This is a genomic window from Dyella flava (assembly GCF_016904955.1).
Classification (GTDB): domain Bacteria; phylum Pseudomonadota; class Gammaproteobacteria; order Xanthomonadales; family Rhodanobacteraceae; genus Dyella_B; species Dyella_B flava.
On sequence record NZ_JADIKE010000024.1, the window covers coordinates 75,187 to 95,033 of the forward strand.

Genomic DNA, 19,847 nt, shown 5'->3' on the forward strand with positions numbered 1-19,847 from the left:
TCCTCGTCAAGTAGACGTTTCAGAAGTAGAACTTTCGACCTTTTGGCGGTGCTCACTGGGCGTCAAGTGAAAGGGCGCCCACTCATCTGGTCGATTCAGTCGAGCTTGGTTTGACTATTTGCGCGAGCGTCTTGCGGTGCTGTGAGCGGAGTCGCGCGCTTCGGCCAATGCCGAGTCAATTAGATGGAAGCCCGACTTGATGCCGCGCCAGAGCAGGATGAACGGCACGACAAATTCTCGCGGCGCCTCGCGAAGCCCATCCATGACACCTTCACCAGCACTCTTGATGATTTCTTTCACGGCGCCTCCGTCTGGGGTCCGATGATCTGATTGGTCATCCAACTACTCCAAGCACTTTTACCACAGAGATTTTGTGTTGTGCCTGAAAAGGGCATCCATACAAAGTCGTGCAACACGCGGGAGCGTGTGCCCGCGACGTATGGTGAAAAACATCAACGTTTTTGGAGCCTTAGGTTGCTTTCGTGGTACAAGTTCATGCAACAAAAAGTGTTGTAAAACAATGACTTGACGGACCTCAGAAAAGCGATTACGTTCGCTTCGACCGGAGCTAACCTGAATAGTTCGCAGGAGATAGCGTGGACGAATCGCCAACGCTCGACGTGTTGCTGAAGGCGCACGGATGGATACTCTCGGCAGCCACGACAGCGAAGCTACTTGGCTTCCCGAGTACCGACGCCCTGCGGATGGCGCGTACCCATGGGCGCTTACCGATCGACATGTTCCTCATTGAAGGGCGACGCGGCTGGTTTGCGTCATCAGCGGATGTGGCCACGTGGCTCGACCGAACTACGCGAACAGTCCCGAGGCAGAGAGCCGAGGAAAAAGAAGTTCGAAAAAAAGCCATCGTCCGTTAGGACGGTGGCTTTGTCTTTTTGGGCTGAGGGACGACTAACGTCTCAGGAGGACTGAAGAAACTGTCACAACAAAGATTGGCCAGGAAACGAAAAAGCCCGCGAGAGTTCGAGGCTCTCGCAGGCTTTAGATGTGCTGACTGAGTCGTCGGCACGTCTAGATTCCTGCGCTCCCCACTAAAAGTCAATAGGCCGGATATGGCCTAGTCGTAGCGCCTTGCTCTCCTGGCGGCCATGCGGTCGACCAGCATGGGTGAGTGCGCCCGGAGGAGATCGCATGGTAACGAATAATGCACAAATGAAGCTGCCATTCGTTGACGAAGAACGTCTTGGTGGCCTTAGTGAATTGGATCGCCAAAACGTCTATGAGCGAGCGGGATATGGCCTCCCTCAAATTCACCAAATTGAATGGATGGTTGCTGAGAGTGGGCAACGTGTCGTTGGCAAGGGAGCTCTCAATAACGTCCGAGTGCATTTTGCGTCAAGAAAGAACGGATCTGTTCGGATCCTCGAGAGCCACACATGCGAACGTGTCTTTGCGTACGAAATGGAGCTCGACCCAGATGTGTTGGGCTACTACGCGCAAATTCCCTGTCGGCGGATAGTCCGCAAAGGCCGCAATGGCGCCCCACATATCTCAAGTGCGACGCTCGACTTTCTCGTCTTCCGCCGTGATCGCGTTGAATTAGTCGAGTGTAAAACGAGAGGATGGCTTCAAAAACATGAGGGCGACGGGGATTGGGTAAAAGTGATCGACGGCTGGACGTGCCAGCCATATGAACAGTGGGCAAGAGAGCGCGGTATATCGTTTCACGTCTGGGCGCCGCCGGCGCCTGTTGCCAGTTACCTGCGGACATTGGAGGCGATGTACGCAGTAAAGGGCTCTACCCCAACTGCTGAAGAATTAAGGACTGCGGAACGCGCGCTAGCTTTGCTCGCCAACAGGCCTTACAGCATCGAAGAGCTCGAACAAGAGCTTGCCGGATTCCGCGAGCGCGTCGCATTGGTGCTCCTTGCGGATCAGCGATGCTACGGTCTTCTTAAGAGCACTCCAATTAGTCAGGGCCAACACTTCTATCTGTATTCGGTAAAGGAGCAGGCAAAGCAGGCCGATGGCCTTGCGTTGCAGGGTCTAGTCGAGGCTAGTAGTCAGCCCGTTGCTCTTGATGCGATAACCCTGGCTTCTACCTCTGACTACAAAGCGACAAAAAACCGGTTGGCTAGGCTTGAGCGTATCGCGCAAGGGCTGGAAAAACCAACCGTTCGTATGTCGCAACTTGCCAGAACGGTAAAAGAAGCGCTGTCTCAGGGCCGTTCGGCATTGACCGCGTGTCTAACAGGCTACGGGAAAAGTGGTAACCGGGAAGGAAGACTCGATCCGATTCAGCGACAGTGCCTGGAGTGGGTTATTCGAGTGAAATGGAATCGAGGAAAAGTTACGAACCAAAACGGGCTTTGGTTCGAACTGGAGAAGGAGTGCGAGCGGCATAACGTGAAGCCCCCGGGTCGGACAACGCTCCGCCGATACTTATGCGAAGAGGATAAGACTAAACGAGCATTGGCCACTGGTGGAATGCGCGCCTATCAATCAACAAAACCCGTGTCAGATCCTGTGTACCGATCAGGAACGGCAATTGGGTTTTGCCACACGCTCCATATCGACTCGTCTCAATTCGATGATCGCTGCGCTCCAATTGTCGAATTGGGTTTTCCAGCCGAGAAACCCTGGTTTTACATCGGGACCGACGAGGCGACCTCTTGCCCGATGGCACATGCGCTCATCTTTGGTCATGCGCGTACCGATGGTGTGGCTATCCTCCTGCGAGAGTTTGTACATCGGCATGGATTTTTGCCATCTATCATCATTCTCGACCGTGGTCCTGAGAATGATTCGGACTGGCTCCAAACATTTTGTTTAGAAAAAGGAATAACACTTCTCTACGCTCCCACGGGAGGTAGTCGTTATAACAGCCAAGCTGAATGCTGCATCCGGCAAATCAACATCAGCGTGGCGCATGAATTGCCGGGATCAACCAAGCCCGATATGAAGGGCCGTAGCGTTGACGGCAAGTTTAAAAGCCGGAAAACCGCGCGTTTAGCCTTTATGACAATCGCGGGGGCCTTCGAGGAGTACGTCTATGGCGATTTGCCGAGCACGCCCGGAGAGGATGGCCTGACGCCTATCGAAAGGCGAGATGACGCCATGGAAAAGTATGGCGTCATGGGAATCACTCAGAAGTTTGATGATGGCTTCTTAATCCAGACGTCGGTTCCCATCAAATTCAAAGGAAAGGCGACGGAAAAGCGCGGCGTGCGAATCGATCGAGGGATTTTTACCAGCGAAGCACTCCGAATGCTACTACGCGTGTCGCAGCCAGAAGAAGTACGGCAGGATTGCGTGGATCCTTCGGTGCTCTATGTAAAGGTACGGTCGACTTGGGTGAAGGCCTTTCACAGCGCCATCCTTACGATTGCCTCTATGTCCACAAAAGAGCGGCTTTTTGAACTGCTCTGGGGACCATCGGCAAAGCAGCGAAAAAGAAAACTGAAGCTCGAGATCGATCGGAATCGTCATCATCGCAATCAAGCACATGCAGCGATGCAGGCGCACGCACAAGTAGCATCGCCTGTGAATAGTGACGACGAAGTTTCGGTGATCAACGCTGACACCGAGGCGGAAAGCGGTATGGCGCAAGCATCTTGGGGCGATATTCCTGTGCTGATCGGGGAGTGATTATCATGTCTAAAATCTATCCACATGCGAATTTCACGTTGCCGCGCGCAACTAAAGCAGGCTCTCGAAAATCCAGCTCGCGGTCGCTTCATCTTTGTCATCGGTCCGTCTGGTGTCGGAAAAACGACGGTACGTCGCGCGATTCTTCGCAAGATGTGCGGCGATCCATCACTTTGGGGGGCGGGACGCATCCCGGTGATTGAGGTTTTTGCGCTTCTTGCTAACAAGGCGTACTTCAGTTCTCGATCCCTTGCAGAATCTCTCATGCACGAGCTTTTTGTGCCCGATGTGAGCTGGTTAAGAGACATTGATGATCTAGCTAATGCGACATACTTGGCTATCAAAACGAAGATCGATTGTGTGCACAAGGAGCTTCGCGGCGCATCGCTGTCAAGGTTAAGCGAGCCCGATTTATGGGCGAAGTTTCCGCGATTTGCCGCCGCTCGTCACGTGTGGCTTGTCGCAATTGATCAGGCCGGTGCGCTCTGCACAAATCATCGCAATAAAGACCCGGCGGATCACATCTTAAATCTTATGTCGATCCTTGAGATCAGCAATACGAACATTTTATTGAGTGGAGTGCATAGCGCCGCTGAACTATGGGCCGCGCGACCTGAGGTCCGTCGTCGATCGACAGTGATTTGGATGCCGCCGTACGACTACGAAAGAAAGCAAGACCGTGATCCATTTCTAACCCTCTTACGAACCTTGGGTGAAACGTATAGGTTTTCAAAACCCATGCTTCTGTTCGATATGGCTGCAGATTTGATGGCTGCTTCGGCAGGAATCTTTGGTGTTGTGAACAAGATTCTTCTTAATGCTCAAGAAAGAGCGGACCTTGCTGGGCGTAACGCTATTACGAAGGGGGATATCACCGATTCGTTCTATGGTGAAAGGGACTACAAGAAAATGTGGGAGGACGTCCAGCTTTTTAAAGATGTGATGTGCTCTGTGAGCACCGAGGTTAAAGCAAAGCACATATCCAATGCTTGGCGTTTGGGCAAGAAGGCCGACAGCGATCGCGAAAGCGCTGCAAATGATGTCCATGATAAAAAGGAGAGCGGGCATGGATGACACTAGCTTTGTCTGGACTGCGCTGCCGCCCTTGCCCATTCGTGGACTCAACTCGGAGTTGGTCGAGTCGATCGACTACTACCTCATGCGCATGTCTTGGGTAACGGGGTGGCCAGTCCGACAGATCACGTCCTTTCTTCAGGAAGGCGTTCCCAGAAAGCCGTTTCAGGGGAGTCTACGCTTCTATCGCTTAGATGCGCGGAGCGAGATGTGGCTATTTGCGTTGGAGCGCCTGACAGGAGTGGCCCACCTAAGGCACGGAACCTTTTGGGTTATGAAAGACATCTTTAAGGCCAGGGCCATAGAGCGGCCGGGCCTGCAGCCCCGCCGCTGGTGCCCTCTCTGTTACCAGCATTGGGATCCCGAAGAGAGCTGGGAGCCACTTTTGTGGTCAATTTCAGGCGTGTTTCGATGTCCGGTTCATAAGTGCGTCCTGATCAGTGAATGCACTGCTTGCGGATCGGGCCAGGCTTCTGGCGTCGCCATTGATAGGCGTCGCTGGTGTCAAAAATGCGGCGCTGGCTTGAGTGGAGATGGGACTTTTGTAGAAACACCCAGATTTTATGAATGGATTGACGCCCAAATATGTGGTCTCGTGACGCTTTGCGCGACAGCGGGGAGAGATCCCTTGTCTGGTAATGTGCTTACACAGTTAACAAGTAAGCTAATAAAAAGAAAACTAAACAAAAATAGGCGTCATCGTCGCGATATAGATACGATTCGCATGTGCCTTGGGAGCACACATGGAGAACAAACGGTATCAGGGCTTTCTATCAAGACACTCGTTAACTTAAGTGCACTTCATGGCGCATCGGTCGTTGATATGGTGATGAGGCCAGGGGAGATAATGAGCAAACCACTTTTTGATATTTGGAGCGGTTTTCACTGGCTGTGCGACCCGTTCGAACGAAAAGATGGTCATGTAAAAGCAGCGCGATGGCTACTTAAAAGATTGCTTGCTCATTCCGGGCTTTTATACCTTCCAACCATGCGCATCCTTACGAAGGATATTGGTGTTTCCCCGTCGCGACTGGAGGCATTTGACCCAGAAACATACGGATCATATATGGACGCGTATGAGAATCAGCAGTGTCCGTCCGTACGATATGCGAGAGGGCGCGCTTTCTCGGTGGCATGTAAGCGTCTGAAGGACATAAATCCCGATCGATGGCGGCGCAATCGACTATGGTGGTTACCTAGAGAGGTCGGGAAGGAAGCTCACGTCAGTGAGGATGACGCATTTTGTGCGTGCTCTTCAGCCATTATTTATTCGCGCCTCCTCGCGCGGGCTGTAAAGCATACCGAGCGATCCGTGGCGGCAAAGGAGGATATTCGGTGGATAGAATCTAGCCCAGTTGGGGCCGATACGTAAGATTGACGGCTGTTGGGAGACGGGCCACTTGTGATCACCTTGTGGCCCATTCGGAATGCCTGCTTCCGAATGGGCGGAGCTTACAGTTTAGTGTTAGTGAGCGGTGTTACGCTGCAGTTGGCATTGGTGCATATCACGCTCTCCCAATTCATCACATCTAGCCATGCGCCTGATGCTCCGTTCAGACTGTTACCAATCTATGTTTCCAGAAAGTTCTTGAAGGAAGTAATCCATTGCGTCCGACCATCTATATACATCTAAAGCTATCTTCCATTGCTTCTTTGAGTATGTTCCGGCTAGCTGGCATATCCCATTCCAGTGCGTGTACATATATCTCGGAACCGTGCTCCTAGCGTTTTGATATATAAGCTCGAATGTATTGGCATGAATGATCTTATTGCAGGATTCACGCAGTGTTAGCGTGAAGTTTCCTACCAGAACCGTTCCAATGCCATTTTTTCCAATGCATTCCGCATCAAGATCGCGAAGGTCTCCAGGAGATAGCTGTGATACGGCTGTATCCTGTATTACGCGGAGCTTCGCTGCGATCTCAATTAGTTCGTTACTTACAATGTAGCGAAGACGTTCTGCATATTGGTCCCAATCCTCATGGCTGTCAGATTTTGTTCCTTGGTACTGATGCTCGCGCCGTGAGAATTCCTTGTTTCCGGCAATTACGTGACGAAGGAAGAAAAGCTTCTTATCGAGTCCAACGAAATCGAGGCTATGACTCATAGCTCTAATCTGCCTATCTGGAGGATTTGCTTCTCATGTCTGCTAAGTGCTTCTTGAACTTGTCGGTATGATTGGTTGATATCAATCAAAAAACGTTGTCTTTCCGAACATTAAAGACACCAAGAGTTGCGGGACATAGCGATCTGCGCATCTAAGCGCGTTGTCAATGATCAGCCCTGTGTCACTAGGACCAGAATATGCGGCTTGCAAGAGGTGTGGTTCATAACGCACAACGTTTGACAGAATGTAAAGCGCCATAAGATAGGGCTCAATGCGATGTGGCATTACTTGCCTATCCCTTTGTATGTGGTCAAACCACATTGGGCTTTCACTGATATGCAAATTTGTCATCAATCGGCGGCTGCAATAGTTAACAACCGAACTATAGTCGGTATATGTCTGCTGCGTTTGTAGTGTAAAAGCGCTGGTGTTGTGCAATACACATTCGTCCTTGTGCCAAGGAAGAAGTGCAGCCCAATTTGCGGCGAATTCGTCATCCGTGCAGTTGTCGATGTAATAACGTAGAGCTATTGCGCCTCCGTTTATCGGGGCACGGACATGTACGTAAGCGATGCTACTTTTTGTATTGGGTATGCAGTCGAAATTGCGCTTCAACTCAGGAATTTGTAGCAAGCAGTCGGCTAATGAGACATCGGTTGCTTCGACACTCAATTTGCCATTTAGCACCTCAAATAGCCGACGCATCGTTCCCGATTTTCCCAGTATCGCGCGGCATTCGAGCAACGTAACGGCTGATGTAAACTTGGCGCCATGCGTGGGCGACCCGAATCCACCGCGCTGCACCGAAAGTATTCCTCTGACTAGGTTTAGGAATGTGTAATACAGAAGAAGCGGCTTCGTAAGTGAAGACGTATTCTTTGACGCATTGTGAAGTTCTAAGCTTTGTTGAATTCGCAGTGCCCCAGTCACAACATCGTCGTCCGGTGCACCGGTGGCCGCAGCAATTCGCTTTAGTGCTTCGACAGTTCCAAATCTAGCAATTTCTTGCCACGCGCTTGCGAGCTGGTCCCCTGTTGTAATAACCATTGAGCGATCTTGGAAGGATCCAAACATTTCAAATTGCATGGACTGTTCCTTCATGTTTGCAGAAGTTGCGTTTGAACTAAGCAATTTTAGGCCATCGTCGATGGCTTCTTTTTGAGGTGATGACATGGAGCCTTAAAACTGGATCTACATATTCGATATGTGATTTAGCTGACTCCGAAGGGCCGGTTTCGGAGGTAGTAGAGCGTGCTTCCGGACTGAACTAAGGAGCCCGTTCTTGTTGCCTCTTTAAACAGCCTGCCAAGCTCGTGCTCAGATGAGATGCCGAATTCCGCAAGTCGCTTCCCAGCAAATATTTGGAGACGCCAGAGGTCGAAGCCATCGCTTTCTCCATGGACTCCAAAGTCGAAATCGACAGGGTTAGCTGTTGACGACAGGGTTAAGTGTTTTGCGACAAAGTAAAGTAGCCCCGACAGCTGAAAAATAAAATAAGAAATTGATTTTGATAGATTTGTTTGGAAAAAACAGATCCCATAGTTTGTAAGTGAGGGGTGTTCCCATAGTTTGTGATGAGTGCACAAACTATGGTGTTCTGAACGCAGAAGCCACGCTCCGGCAGAATCCGGGTCCACATCGATTTGCACCAACCCGGCGCATTGCCCATGATGGTGCAATGAACGAAGAGCAGTCCCGAAGCTGGGTGGAGCAGATGTCGACCGGGTTGGCAGTGGTCGATGGACAGTTGCGGGTGCTGTGGATCAATCCGGCGCTGGCGGAGTTGTTGGGGCTGGGCTTGCGACATGCGCAGGGGCTGCCGCTGGCGGGGTTGCTGCCGGATACGGGGGTGGTGGAGCAGGCGGCGCGTAGTCTGGCCGAGCTGCGTTCGGTGCAGTGCCGTGGGGTCAGGTTGCCTGGTACGCAGGATGGACAGCGGGTGGATGTGGCGTTGCAGCCACTGGATGCCGGCTGTGTGCTGGTGGAGGTGCATGCGTTGGCGGAGTCGGCGCCGACGGTGTCGCCGCTGTCGGCCACGCTGCGCGGGTTTGCGCATGAGGTGAAGAATCCGCTGGCGGGTTTGCGTGGCGCGGCGCAGTTGCTGCAGCGTCGTCTGGACGATGCGGATATGCAGGCGCTGGCGGGCATGGTGATCGCGGAGGCAGATCGGCTCGCGGCCTTGGCCAATCGTTTGCTGCATCACGATGGCGCGCCGCATCTGGGGCCGGTGAATCTGCATCGATTGCTGGAGCGCTTGAGCGAGCTGATCGAGGCCGAGCCGTCGCCGCCGCGGCTGCGGCATGATTACGATCCGAGTTTGCCGGACGTGCACGGCGATGCGGATCGCCTGCTGCAGGTGATGCTCAATCTTGCGCGCAATGCGATTGAGGCCGGCGCGCAGACCTTGACCTTGCGCAGTCGTGTCGAGCTTGGCGTGCGCGTGGGGGACCGCATGCTGCGCAGTGCGTTGCGACTGGATGTGATGGATGACGGTCCAGGCGTGCCGCCGGTCTTGCGCGATACCTTGTTTGAACCACTGGTTTCCGGGCGTGCCGATGGCACCGGGCTTGGCCTGGCCTTGTCGCGCGAGATCGCGCATGAGCATGGGGGCGAACTCCGCTATGTCAGCCGGCCGGGTGAAACGGTGTTTTCGCTCTATCTTCCTTTGCCGCCACGCACGAGCACAGTGGTGACTTCCTCAGGGCATGCCGATGGTTAAGCAAGCGGATACAGCCGGGATCTGGATCGTCGACGATGATCGCGGCGTGCGGTTTGTGCTCGCCGAAGCACTGCGTGATGCAGGTCTTATGGTGCGGGAGTTTGGCGATACGGCCAGCGTACGTGCCGCACTGCGCGAAGCGACGCCGGCGTTGTTGATCACCGATGTACGGATGCCGGGCGAAGGCGGTCTGGCCTTGCTGGAGGAATTGCGTGCACGGCAGATCGGGCCAGTGATTGTGATGAGTGCGTACACCGACGTCGCGACGACCGCCGCTGCGTATCGTGCGGGTGCAGTGGATTACCTCGCCAAGCCGTTTGACCTGGATCAGGCGCTGGCGTCGGTGCAGCGCGCCTTGGCGGATACGCCGCACGCCGACACGGCGGTTGAGATTCCCGTCGCGCCACCGCACGCGCTGCTTGGTGAGAGTGCGCCGATGCGCGAGGTGTTCCGCTTGATTGGACGCATCGCCGCCAGCGATCTCAATGTATTGGTCACCGGTGAAACAGGCACCGGCAAGGAACTGGTGGCGCGCGCACTGCACGAGGAAAGCGCGCGTCGCGGCAAGCCCTTCGTGGCGTTGAATACTGCGGCGATTCCCAGCGAATTGCTGGAGAGTGAATTGTTCGGGCACGAGGCGGGCGCGTTCACGGGCGCAATGCGCCGCGTGGCCGGACGCTTCGAGCAAGCCGAGGGCGGCACGCTGTTTCTGGATGAAATCGGCGACATGCCGTTGATCCTGCAAACGCGCTTGCTGCGCGTGCTGGCCGGTGGCGAGTTTTATCGGGTGGGTGGCCGCGAGCTGATCCGCTGCAATGTACGCATTATCGCCGCGACGCATCAGGATCTGGATGCGCGCGTCGCGTCAGGACAATTCCGCGCCGACCTCAAGCATCGTCTGGACGTGGTGCGCATCGAGTTGCCGCCGCTGCGGCAGCGGCGCAGTGACATTCCGGTACTGGCCCAGCACTTTCTGGCCACGTCGACGCAGGAACTGAAGCTGCCGCCCAAGCGTTTTTCCAAGGCGGCGCTCAAGGCGATCGCGCAACGCGATTTTCCGGGCAATGTGCGCGAGCTGGAAAATCTATGCAAACGCCTGGCGGTCATCGCTTCGGGTACGGAGATTCTGCCGGCCGATCTGGGCAAGTCGACGGATGCACTGCGCGGGGACTGGACCGATGCCTTGCGCGAATGGGCGGAGCGGGCGCTGGAGCATGGCGAGGCGGATATCCATACGCGTGCACGCGAATCGCTCGATCGCGTTTTGCTGGAGGCAGCGTTGGCGGCCAATGGCGGCCATCGTCAGCACGCGGCGGAGGCGCTGGGTGTAGGACGTAATACCTTGACGCGCAAATTGGGTGCCTCACGCACCCGCAACAAGTCATAGCAGTGGAGCAGCGATCGTGTCGATAACAATGGTTCGTCACGCGGGGCGTGGTGATATTGCCGCCGTGGCCGAGTGGAATGCGGCGATGGCGTGGGAGACGGAGCAGAAGCGCCTGGATATGCAGGTTCTGACGCGTGGCGTGACGGCTATCTTGGGTGAGCCGCGTCGCGGCTTTTATCTGATTGCCGAGCGTGAAGGGCGCGCCGTGGGTTGCCTGATGGTGACGTACGAGTGGAGCGATTGGCGCAATGGCGATTTCTGGTGGATCCAGAGCGTTTATGTGATACCGGAGGCGCGGCGTGGTGGCGTGTTTCGCGCGCTGTATGAGGATGTGGCACGGCGTGCGAAGGAAGCCGGTGCGGTGGGTTTGCGGCTGTATGTGGAAACGGAGAATCAGCGCGCGCAGAGTACTTATCGCCAGCTTGGGATGGAGCAGTGCCACTACTTCATGTATGAGCAGATGCTCTGAAGCCACTGCTGAGGGAATGACGGCTTAAGCGGTTTGCGCGACCAATCGTTGTTCCAGCGCAGCGGCAGGCATCGGCGCGCCGAACAAGAAGCCCTGCATCTGCGAGCAGCCGGCCTCACGTAGAAACGTGCTTTGCACTTCGGTTTCCACGCCTTCCGCGACCACGTCCTTGTTGAGGCTGCGCGCCATCGCGATGATCGCGCTGGTGATCGCGGCCGTTTCGGCATCCTGGGTGATGTCGCGCACGAAAGCGCGGTCGATCTTCAAGGCGTCGACCGGGAAGTGCTTGAGGTAGGAAAGGCTGCTGTAGCCGGTGCCGAAATCATCCAGCGACAGGCGCACGCCGCGCTGGCGGATGCGGCGTAGCAGACGGATGGTGCCATCGCCGCCGGTCATCATGGTGCGCTCGGTCAGTTCCAGCTCGAGCAGGTTGGGATCGAGGCCGGTTTCGTTGAGGATGCTGTCGAGACGTTCGTAAAAGCCGGCGTACTGGAATTGCAGCGGGGAAACATTGACGGAAACCGGAATCGCCCGCCCGTCGCGCTGCCAGCGGCGGGCCTGCTGGCACGCTTCACGCAGGACCCAGGTGCCGATGGAGACGATCAGGCCGGTGTCTTCCGCCACGGGGATGAACTGGTCGGGCACGAACAGATCCTTGCCGTCCACCTGTAAGCGCAGCAGTGCTTCCGCGCCCACGATATGGCCGAGCCGGGCATCGACCTTGGGCTGGTAGTGCAGTGCCAGCTCGCCGTGCGCCAAGGCGTGGCGCAGTACGTTTTCGATGCGCTGACTGGCAGCGGTGCGCTGGCTCATTTCCGGTGCGTAGAAGCAATAGCCGTGACGGCCTTGGGTTTTCACTTCGTACATCGCCGCGTCGGCGGTGCGCACCAGTGCATCGGGTTCGGTGGCGTCGCGCGGGAACAGGCTGATGCCGATGCTGGCGCGGATATCCAGCGGCGGCAGGTGCGGCACATGGGTTTGCGCACACGCGTCGAGCAATCGCTGGGCGTAGCCGGCGGCCTCGTCGGCGTCGTCCACACGCGGAAGCAGCACCACGAATTCGTCGCCGGTGTAGCGGAAGGCGAGGTCTTCGCTGTCGCGCAGGGTGTTGCGAATCTGTTGCGCGACGGCTTGCAGCACCTGATCGCCGACACCGTGGCCCAGCGTGTCGTTGATGCGGCGGAAATGATCGAGATCCAGATACAGCAGCGCGCACTGGCGATGACGCTGGGTCGCCATGGCGGTGGCCTGTTCGATGCGCGCGTACAGCAGGCTGCGATTGGGCAGGCCGGTCAGCGTGTCGTGCTGCGCAAGCTGGATCATCTTCAGCGCCAGCGTGCGGTTTTCACTGATGTCGTGGCAGACCAGCACACCGCCGGTGACGTTGCCTGCGTGATCGTGGATCAGCGCGGCGGAGTTCTCGATCGGCGTTTCGAAACCGTTGCGGTGAAGCAGGATGGCGCGGCCGCTGAAATCAACGATGGCATTGCGCCGCAGCGCCTGGCGCAGCGGGTTGTCCAGCGGTTGGCGATTGTTGATGTCGCGCAGGCGGAACACGTCATCCAGCGGGCTGCCTTTGGCGTCGGCGTTGGACCAACCGGTCATCGCTTCGGCAATCGGGTTGAGCGAGGTGACGTTGAGCGCGATGTCGGTGGTGATGACCGCATCGCCGATGGAGTTCAGCGTCACTTCGGCGAGCTGGCGTTCGCGGAACAGCGCTTCTTCGAATTGCTTGCGCTTGGTGATGTCCTGCACCTGGCTCACGACGTAGTTGAGCTGGCCGGATTCGTTGCGAACCTGCGCCACGCTCAGCAGCACGTGCACGATATGGCCGTCGCGGTGGATGTAGCGCTTTTCGGTCTGGAACGCGTCGCGCCGGCCGTTGTTGAGTTGCGCGGCGAGCGCGTCGCTGATCGGCAAATCGTCGGGATGGGTGATGTCGCGCCAGGTGATGGCGCGCAGTTCCGCTTCGCTGTAACCGATCATGTCGCAGAAGGCCGCGTTGACCTGCTGGTAACGGCCATTGGGAAGGACCAGCGCCATCCCCACCGCGGCATGATGGAAGGCCTGCGAAAAACGCTGCTCGCTTTCGCGCAGCTGTTCTTCCAGGGCGTGCCGTTCGGTGATGTCGGTAAACACCGTGAGCACGCCGCGCAGACGGCCCTGTTCGTCCAGGTCGGGGGTGAAGCTGCCGTGCACGTAGCGGCGCCGCGGGGTGCTGAACAGCTCGCCCTCATAGGTCGCGGGGTGACCGCTCAGCGCCTGCAGCAGTCCGGCGCGTGCGCGTAGATAGCTTTCCGGGTCCAGCACTTCACTGGCCAGGCGCCCGGTAATTTTCTTCGGATCGACGTCGAACCACTGCCGATGCGCCTGATTGACGAACACGAAGCGTTCGTCGCGATCGATATAGGAGATCAGCGCAGGGACGCTCTGCACGACATGCGCGAGCAGGTCCGGCCCCTGCAGATGGGGCAACAGATCGCCTTCGATGGGGTGCGTCACCTTTGGCATGAATGTCTGGGGCAACCGATCACGATTCGTATCCCCACATCATGCGCCGGAGTGGGTTCGGTTTGCATCATGCCTTGCCTGGAGCCTGTTTACACTACTTGCGTGGCTCGCGTTGCCGTGGAGTGGCCGTCAGGTGGTGCGTGTCAGCGCATGCGATCAATGCAGCGCGGTGGCGGGCGCACTGAGCTGGCCGCTTTCGTCAAGCTGGATCCGGCCCAGCGCATGCAGGTCGCTGGCCGTGCCGAAACGATCGGCCAGCGTGGCCACCAGGGGACCGAGCGCCGCGGGCTGCAAGGGATAGCCGTGCGCGAGCACGCGTGCGCGACCTGCGGCGCCGCGTTGTGCCACGGTGATCGCCACCACGCCAAGACCGGTGGCTTCGTGTGCAAACAGGGACGGGGCGTCGTAGGCGGTGTCGACCTCGGCAAGGGTTTCGGCAAGCCAGCCTTGCCCCACATCGGGAGTTGCCGCATCAAGATGTAGTGCAAGGCCATGCGCCTGCAGCAGCGCCGCGTACTGGCGCAGTTCGAACACAGCGCCGGCGAAAGCATGATGGCGTTCGCTCATCTCACCACTCTGACTGCCAAGCCATTGCGCAGGCGACTGCGACCAGACCTTGCCATCGGCATAGCGCAAGGCAAGGCCGCGTGCGCTGAGCGTGGTTTCGCTGCGATAAGGCGTAAGCATCGCCGCTTCCAGCAGTTGCCACAGCGGCGCCAGATTGACGTGTTCGTATTGCACGCAGGTCAGCGCAAGCAGGTCATCGCGGCTCAGATAGCGCGCGTGCTCCAGCCGGACCCCCAGGCAGCGCATCAGCCAGTCGGCGGTGCGTGCGCCGGCTTCGCCGCGGCCGACCAGTTCCACTTCCAGGCGTTCGGATAGTTCGCTGGCCAAGGATTCGGGGGCCAGCAGGCTGAGCGGGAGCAGGCGCATCGGGCCATCCGCATAGGCCGGTTCGGGCTCCAGCGGTTGCGCGGGCATGCGGCCTTCGTGGCTGCCGAAGGCCACCACGTTTTCCAGCTGACCGCGCGGAACGCGGCGGGCGAGTTCATCCAGCGTGGCCCAGACCGGGAACCCCGGGCGCAGCAGTTCCACCGCGTCGAACAGCGCCCCGGCGAGGACCAGCCGGGCCTGCGCTACATCGGGCACCAGTTTGTGCAGGTCCTCGGCCACCAGCGCCGCCAGTTCGGCGGCTTCGTCGCGGCTCAGGCTCAGTCGCCGCGAATGTTCGTCCGGGGACAATTCCAGGGCCAGGACGGCGGGCAGGGCTTGCAGCGGACCGGCTTCCACGAGGTGATTCCAGGCGACAAAGGGGTACAAGTCTAACATTCGCTGATTGATGCGCCGTTCGGGCTTTCACCGCGGGACGGGGCGGGTTAGCCTTGCCAGATTCAACGGTGTTCTGGATCTGTGAGGCTATGGAAAACACGCAGCAGCGCGTTGGCGTTATCGGCGGTGTGCGCATCCCGTTCTGTCGCAATAACACGGCGTACATGGACGTGGGCAATTTCGGCATGTCGGTAAAGGTGCTGGGCGCGCTGGTCGAGCGTTTCGGGTTGCACGGCGTGGAGCTGGGTGAAGTGGCGATGGGTGCGGTCATCAAGCACTCCTCCGAGTGGAACCTGGCCCGCGAAGCCCTGCTGAGTTCAGGCCTGGCCGCGACCACACCGGGCATCACCACCGCGCGTGCCTGCGGCACTTCGCTGGACAACACCATCATCATTGCCAACAAGATCGCCGCCGGGCAGATCGAGGCGGGTATCGCCGGTGGTTCGGACACGACCAGCGATGTGCCGATTGTCTTCAGCCAGCGTCTGCGCAAGCGCCTGCTGGCGGTGAATCGCGCCAAGACGCCGATCGAAAAGCTTAAAACCGCCGTGCGCGGTTTTTCGTTGAGCGAGCTGAAGCCTTCTTTTCCGGGCGTGGCCGAGCCGCGCACCGGCATGTCGATGGGCGATCACTGCGAAAAGATGGCCAAGGAATGGCATATCGGCCGCCAGGAGCAGGACCGGCTGGCGCTCGAAAGCCATCGCAAGCTGGCGGCGGCCTATGAATCGGGCTTCTTCGAGGATTTGGTGGTGCCGTTCCGCGGCCTGAAGCGCGACGGTTTCCTGCGTCCCGACACCACACTGGAAAAGCTGGCCACGCTCAAGCCCGCCTTCGACAAGAGCTCCGGCTTGGGCACGCTGACCGCCGGCAATTCCACCGGCCTCTCCGACGGCGCGGCGGCGGTGTTGTTGGCAAATGACGCCTGGGCAGCCAAGCGCGGCCTGAAAATTCAGGCCTATCTGCGCGATGCGGAGGTGTCGGCGGTGGATTTCGTGCATGGCGAGGGCCTGCTGATGGCGCCCACCGTGGCGGTGCCGCGCATGCTTGCCCGGCATGGCCTGACCTTGCAGGATTTCGATTTCTACGAGATCCACGAAGCCTTTGCCGCGCAGGTGCTGTGCACGCTACGCGCGTGGGAGTCGGCGGATTACTGCAAAAACCGCCTGGGCCTGGATGCGCCGCTGGGCAGCATCGATCCGGCCAGGTTCAATGTGCACGGTTCCAGCCTCGCGATCGGGCATCCGTTTGCAGCGACCGGTGCGCGTATCGTCGCCACGCTGGCCAAGCTGCTGGAGCAGAAAGGTTCCGGGCGCGGCTTGATCTCCATCTGCACCGCCGGCGGCATGGGCGTCACCGCCATTCTCGAACGACCCTGAGCGCGGCGATCCGGCACGTTCTGCATGCTTCGTTTGCGCACAACCACGACGCTGAGCTTGCTGGTGTTGGGCGCGAGCATTGCCGTTACCCAATGGCTTAGCGATCAGACGGGTAGCAGTGCCGAGCCGGTGCGGCATTCCATGCATCATCTGGCTGCGCATCCGGCCGCCGCGTCGCACCTTGCGCATCATTCGCACCCGGGTTCGCATCACGTGCCGGTCCATGCGCAGCCTCATTATGTTTCTGCGTCAGCTATCGCTTCTGCTGGCGACAAAGTTGAATGGGTGCCGGTTTCCATGCCGGTATCGTCGATACCGTTTGCGCGCATGCGGCATCACGATGCGGGCAATCTGGTGTTGCATCTGGTGGTCGATGGGCAAGGGCAGGTTACGCAGGTTTCGCTTGTGCAATCGAGCGGCGATGCGGTGCTCGATGCGGATGCGCTGACGATAGCGCGGCAATGGCGGTTTGCGGTTCCGCCGGATCATCCGCAGGGTTTCAGTGGGGATCTGCCGTTGAGCTTTACGGCGGCAAATGCACAATTCGCACAGACACCGTAGATGTGCTTTTCCTCCTCTCCCCTTCGGGCGACGCAAAGCTAGTCCCTGTGGGAGAGAGGACTGAGGTGAGGGGGCAACCTCGCGAAGAACTTCCAAAGAAACATCGACGAATTTGTGAAGATCACTGCAAGCGCAGCCCCTCACCCCGGCCCTCTCTCCCACAGGGACTAGCTTTGCATCACCCAAAGGGGAGAGGGAGTAAAGCGGCATTCAGAGCACGCCTTTCACACCGGCGCCGAACGCAGTAATCAGGCGCGTGTAGAGCAGCTTGGACGAGATGTCCACGTCCGGAAAATCGCCGACAGCTTCATAGCAACGACTGAAATCCGGATTGTCGGGTTTCATCGGCGCGCAATTGGGTTTGAGCTGGTAGCTGGTGGCATAGCGGAATGGCCAGATATCGAAGAACGGCAGCTTGGCCGAGATATCGCCAATCACCTGGCTGATTTGCCCGAGCACCGGAATGGTGGGTTTGCGCGGCGCAATGATCCAGGCATTCTGCGGTGCAATGGCTTGCAGGATCGATGCGCGCAGCTCGCTGGCGAAGCGCTGGTCGTACACGATCACGCCCGCCTCGGTGTTGTAGTGGTCCGAGCGCGGATCGAAGTTGTGCGAGCCGACCATGGCGAAGCTGTCGTCGACCACCAGTGATTTGGCATGCAGGCCGAAGCGGCGTCCGGCGCTGATCAGCGGTGCGGGACGGTTGCGTTTGCCATGACTGCCGAACAGGCCGGGTCGGCGTTCGTTTCCGGGGAAGCGCTTGTGCTTGGCGCCGGATGCGCTGGAGGTCACCGGTGCTTGCTCATCATCGTCCTCCGCCTCATCGATGACGTTGGCTTGCAGATAGGCGTCATCGGCAAGCTGGGCATGCGGTTTCATCTCGTAGATGTCGAAGCCGTATTGCGTGAGGTAGTTCTTGCGGTGTTTGTACGAGACGGCATAGACCGCAAAGGCATCGGTGGATGCCAGCGAGTTGGTGGAGACGGTGATCTGTGGCGGCGAGGCTTCCTGGTGCAGTTTCTTGAAGATTTTCTGCGCGCGGCGGCTCATCACGAGGTACGGCGTTTGCAGCACGACTTCATGGTGGGCGCCACTGATCAGGTGCATCAGGTAGGAGGTGTATTGCAGCGCGTCGCGCTTGTCCGGCTGCGTGGTCTTGGCCGGGCGATCGCTGAAATATTCCACCTTGCCGGTGATCAGGCTGGTGTTGATCAGATGTTGGGTCAGCCAGTCCAGATCCTGCGCTTCGCTAATCGCATCTTCCACACGCGCCGGATAGGCGTATTGCGGCGCAGGCCATGGCGGCGGATTTGGATCGCGCTGGATCAGTCGATTGACATCGCGCAGATGGGTCAACGGCACTGCGCGCTTGAGGTTCCAGAATAGATTGAAGCTCGCGGCCATCTGGTGTGCGGCAGGGCCGCCGACCATGATGTCGCGGTCGACATAATTGAAATCGTTATCCCAGTTGAAATAACGATCCTGGTAATTGCGCCCACCGGTGATGCCGATGCTGTTGTCGACCAGCAGCAGCTTGTTGTGCATGCGCTGGTTGAATTTCAAGAAGCAGCACAGGACACCGGCCGCAAACTCCAGCGGTGGCGTGCGTGAGTTTTGAAAGGTCGGGTTGTACAGCCTGACGTGCAGGTTGGGGCTGACCCGCGCAAGTCGCTCGAGCAGGTTGGGATCTTCGAACGAGAACAGCTGGTCGGCAAGGATGCGCACGGTGACGCCGCGCCGCGCCGCGGCGATCAACTCGTTGAGCATCAACTGGCCGGTGTCGTCTTCGTCCCAGATATAGGTCTGCACATCGATGGATTGGCGCGCTGCCCGGATCAGGTTGATGCGGGCGACCAGCGCGGCTTCGCTGTCATCGAGCAGGGTGACGACGTGTTCGGGCTGCGCGGGCGTGGAGTGGGCGATGGCCTGGTCCGCGGCATCAAGCAGGGGCGATGGCGTGGCGCAGTGGTCGTCCTGATCGCAGCTGGCCTGACGGTCGATGCTGGCGGCGACGATGGCGTCGGCACGCTTGATTTGCGCATGCGTCAGCGTGCAGCCCTGCAACAAGGCGGCCAGCAATAGTGTGACAACGAGACCGCAACGCAGCTGCATGCCGCCATGATAACGGCGACTCAACGACTTTCGCGTTGCAGCGTGATGCTCAGATTCAGGTCGACGCTATCGGACAGTGCCAGCCGATCGCTGGTCATGCCGAAGGCGCTGCGCCGCAGTCGGCCGTGCAGCGTGATGTGACAAGGTGACAGCGCCAGCGTTTCGCAATGAATGGGCTGTAGGGAGAAATGCATGGGCGCCGTGACACCGCGCAGGGTGAGGTAGCCGGTCAAGGTGCCGCCATGATCCAGATCGGTTTCCGTGATCGGATCGGAAACAAAGTGGATGGTCGGATGATGTTCGGCGTCAAAAAACGCCGGCGCCAAAACCCACGCGCGTATGCGCGAGGTGGGCATGCTCACGCTTTTCACTGCAATGGTGGCATCGACTACCCAGCTGCCGGGTTGCGGGCCGGGCAGCACATCGCCGATCACTTGGGTGAAGCCGCCATCGACGTGATCGAGCCAGAGCAGGCGTACCTTGAAGCTTGCCTGCGAGGCGGTCGGATCGATGCGAAAGTCAGTTTCGCCGGCCGCGACGAAGGCCGGCAGTAATAGCAAACAAAGCAACATGAGCCCGCGCAGAGATCGAAGTGC

Annotated in this window: 16 protein-coding genes; 8 read left to right on the plus strand and 8 right to left on the minus strand. The window is 58.1% G+C overall.

The features are described from left to right. Positions 1-114 precede the first annotated feature (114 nt). Positions 115-300, minus strand: a complete 186-nt coding sequence (locus ISP19_RS02090; protein ID WP_204679205.1) for a hypothetical protein — start codon at positions 298-300, stop codon at positions 115-117. A gap of 849 nt (positions 301-1,149) precedes the next feature. Between ISP19_RS02090 and ISP19_RS02095 the strand changes: the two genes are divergently transcribed. The 3 genes from ISP19_RS02095 to ISP19_RS21575 all read left to right on the plus strand — a co-directional run bounded on the left by ISP19_RS02095 (position 1,150) and on the right by ISP19_RS21575 (position 6,052). Next, positions 1,150-3,606 (plus strand): integrase catalytic domain-containing protein, encoded by a 2,457-nt coding sequence (locus ISP19_RS02095; RefSeq protein WP_204679207.1) that lies wholly within the window; start codon positions 1,150-1,152, stop codon positions 3,604-3,606. 24 nt (positions 3,607-3,630) lie between these two features. Then, positions 3,631-4,680: an ATP-binding protein gene (locus tag ISP19_RS02100; protein ID WP_204679209.1), complete on the plus strand. Its 1,050-nt coding sequence runs from the start codon at positions 3,631-3,633 to the stop codon at positions 4,678-4,680. A 208-nt stretch (positions 4,681-4,888) separates the two neighbouring features. Continuing rightward, positions 4,889-6,052 carry a TniQ family protein gene (locus ISP19_RS21575; RefSeq protein ID WP_484482084.1) on the plus strand — a complete coding sequence of 388 codons (1,164 nt, stop codon included), beginning with the start codon at positions 4,889-4,891 and terminating at the stop codon, positions 6,050-6,052. 189 nt (positions 6,053-6,241) lie between these two features. Here ISP19_RS21575 and ISP19_RS02110 read toward each other — a convergent pair whose 3' ends face one another. The 3 genes from ISP19_RS02110 to ISP19_RS21580 all read right to left on the minus strand — a co-directional run bounded on the left by ISP19_RS02110 (position 6,242) and on the right by ISP19_RS21580 (position 8,436). Further along, entirely contained in the window at positions 6,242-6,787 is a 546-nt protein-coding gene (locus ISP19_RS02110; protein WP_204679211.1) for a hypothetical protein, read from the minus strand. A gap of 81 nt (positions 6,788-6,868) precedes the next feature. Then, positions 6,869-7,960, minus strand: a complete 1,092-nt coding sequence (locus ISP19_RS02115) for a YaaC family protein (RefSeq protein ID WP_204679212.1) — start codon at positions 7,958-7,960, stop codon at positions 6,869-6,871. A 38-nt stretch (positions 7,961-7,998) separates the two neighbouring features. Beyond that, positions 7,999-8,436 carry a DUF6896 domain-containing protein gene (locus ISP19_RS21580; protein ID WP_379945720.1) on the minus strand — a complete coding sequence of 146 codons (438 nt, stop codon included), beginning with the start codon at positions 8,434-8,436 and terminating at the stop codon, positions 7,999-8,001. A gap of 29 nt (positions 8,437-8,465) precedes the next feature. On the opposite strand from ISP19_RS21580, the gene ISP19_RS02120 reads away from it, so the two are divergent. The 3 genes from ISP19_RS02120 to ISP19_RS02130 are packed head-to-tail and all read left to right on the plus strand — an operon-like array spanning position 8,466 to position 11,362. Then, positions 8,466-9,506, plus strand: a complete 1,041-nt coding sequence (locus ISP19_RS02120; RefSeq protein WP_204679222.1) for a two-component system sensor histidine kinase NtrB — start codon at positions 8,466-8,468, stop codon at positions 9,504-9,506. Continuing rightward, positions 9,499-10,893 carry a nitrogen regulation protein NR(I) gene (ntrC, locus tag ISP19_RS02125; protein ID WP_204679224.1) on the plus strand — a complete coding sequence of 465 codons (1,395 nt, stop codon included), beginning with the start codon at positions 9,499-9,501 and terminating at the stop codon, positions 10,891-10,893. Before ISP19_RS02120 ends, ntrC begins: the two co-directional genes overlap by 8 nt. 16 nt (positions 10,894-10,909) lie before the next feature. Further along, a complete protein-coding gene (locus ISP19_RS02130; protein WP_284384711.1) occupies positions 10,910-11,362 on the plus strand; it encodes a GNAT family N-acetyltransferase in 453 nt (150 codons plus the stop codon). Between the two features lie 24 nt (positions 11,363-11,386). Here ISP19_RS02130 and ISP19_RS02135 read toward each other — a convergent pair whose 3' ends face one another. Continuing rightward, the gene (locus ISP19_RS02135; RefSeq protein WP_204679226.1) at positions 11,387-13,873 is read right to left on the minus strand and encodes a sensor domain-containing protein; all 2,487 of its coding nucleotides are present in this window, start codon (positions 13,871-13,873) and stop codon (positions 11,387-11,389) included. A gap of 156 nt (positions 13,874-14,029) precedes the next feature. After that, positions 14,030-15,202, minus strand: a complete 1,173-nt coding sequence (locus ISP19_RS02140; protein ID WP_239556393.1) for a hypothetical protein — start codon at positions 15,200-15,202, stop codon at positions 14,030-14,032. Between the two features lie 89 nt (positions 15,203-15,291). Here ISP19_RS02140 and ISP19_RS02145 point away from each other — a divergent pair, with 89 nt between their 5' ends. Next, positions 15,292-16,578, plus strand: a complete 1,287-nt coding sequence (locus tag ISP19_RS02145; protein WP_204679228.1) for an acetyl-CoA C-acetyltransferase — start codon at positions 15,292-15,294, stop codon at positions 16,576-16,578. A gap of 24 nt (positions 16,579-16,602) precedes the next feature. Beyond that, entirely contained in the window at positions 16,603-17,139 is a 537-nt protein-coding gene (locus ISP19_RS02150; RefSeq protein ID WP_204679230.1) for an energy transducer TonB family protein, read from the plus strand. Positions 17,140-17,349: 210 nt separating this feature from the next. On the opposite strand, the gene ISP19_RS02155 is transcribed toward ISP19_RS02150, so the two are convergent. Both ISP19_RS02155 and ISP19_RS02160 read right to left on the minus strand, forming a co-directional pair. Further along, positions 17,350-19,251 carry a phospholipase D-like domain-containing protein gene (locus tag ISP19_RS02155; RefSeq protein WP_204679305.1) on the minus strand — a complete coding sequence of 634 codons (1,902 nt, stop codon included), beginning with the start codon at positions 19,249-19,251 and terminating at the stop codon, positions 17,350-17,352. 20 nt (positions 19,252-19,271) lie between these two features. Next, positions 19,272-19,823, minus strand: coding sequence for a YceI family protein (locus tag ISP19_RS02160; RefSeq protein WP_204679232.1), 552 nt, complete (start codon positions 19,821-19,823; stop codon positions 19,272-19,274). Between the last annotated feature and the right edge of the window lie 24 nt (positions 19,824-19,847).

Bases quoted from the DNA above. Each gene is read 5' to 3' on its own strand.
- ISP19_RS02095 (WP_204679207.1), top strand. From the start codon at position 1,150: ATGGTAACGAATAATGCACAAATGAAGCTGCCATTCGTTGACGAAGAA.
- ISP19_RS02100 (WP_204679209.1), top strand. From the start codon at position 3,631: ATGCGAATTTCACGTTGCCGCGCGCAACTAAAGCAGGCTCTCGAAAAT.
- ISP19_RS02145 (WP_204679228.1), top strand. From the start codon at position 15,292: ATGGAAAACACGCAGCAGCGCGTTGGCGTTATCGGCGGTGTGCGCATC.
- ISP19_RS02135 (WP_204679226.1), bottom strand. From the start codon at position 13,873: ATGCCAAAGGTGACGCACCCCATCGAAGGCGATCTGTTGCCCCATCTG.
- ISP19_RS02160 (WP_204679232.1), bottom strand. From the start codon at position 19,823: ATGTTGCTTTGTTTGCTATTACTGCCGGCCTTCGTCGCGGCCGGCGAA.
- ISP19_RS02150 (WP_204679230.1), top strand. From the start codon at position 16,603: ATGCTTCGTTTGCGCACAACCACGACGCTGAGCTTGCTGGTGTTGGGC.
- ISP19_RS02120 (WP_204679222.1), top strand. From the start codon at position 8,466: ATGAACGAAGAGCAGTCCCGAAGCTGGGTGGAGCAGATGTCGACCGGG.
- ISP19_RS02115 (WP_204679212.1), bottom strand. From the start codon at position 7,960: ATGTCATCACCTCAAAAAGAAGCCATCGACGATGGCCTAAAATTGCTT.
- ISP19_RS21575 (WP_484482084.1), top strand. From the start codon at position 4,889: ATGTGGCTATTTGCGTTGGAGCGCCTGACAGGAGTGGCCCACCTAAGG.
- ISP19_RS02140 (WP_239556393.1), bottom strand. From the start codon at position 15,202: ATGTTAGACTTGTACCCCTTTGTCGCCTGGAATCACCTCGTGGAAGCC.
- ISP19_RS02110 (WP_204679211.1), bottom strand. From the start codon at position 6,787: ATGAGTCATAGCCTCGATTTCGTTGGACTCGATAAGAAGCTTTTCTTC.
- ntrC (WP_204679224.1), top strand. From the start codon at position 9,499: ATGGTTAAGCAAGCGGATACAGCCGGGATCTGGATCGTCGACGATGAT.
- ISP19_RS02155 (WP_204679305.1), bottom strand. From the start codon at position 19,251: ATGCAGCTGCGTTGCGGTCTCGTTGTCACACTATTGCTGGCCGCCTTG.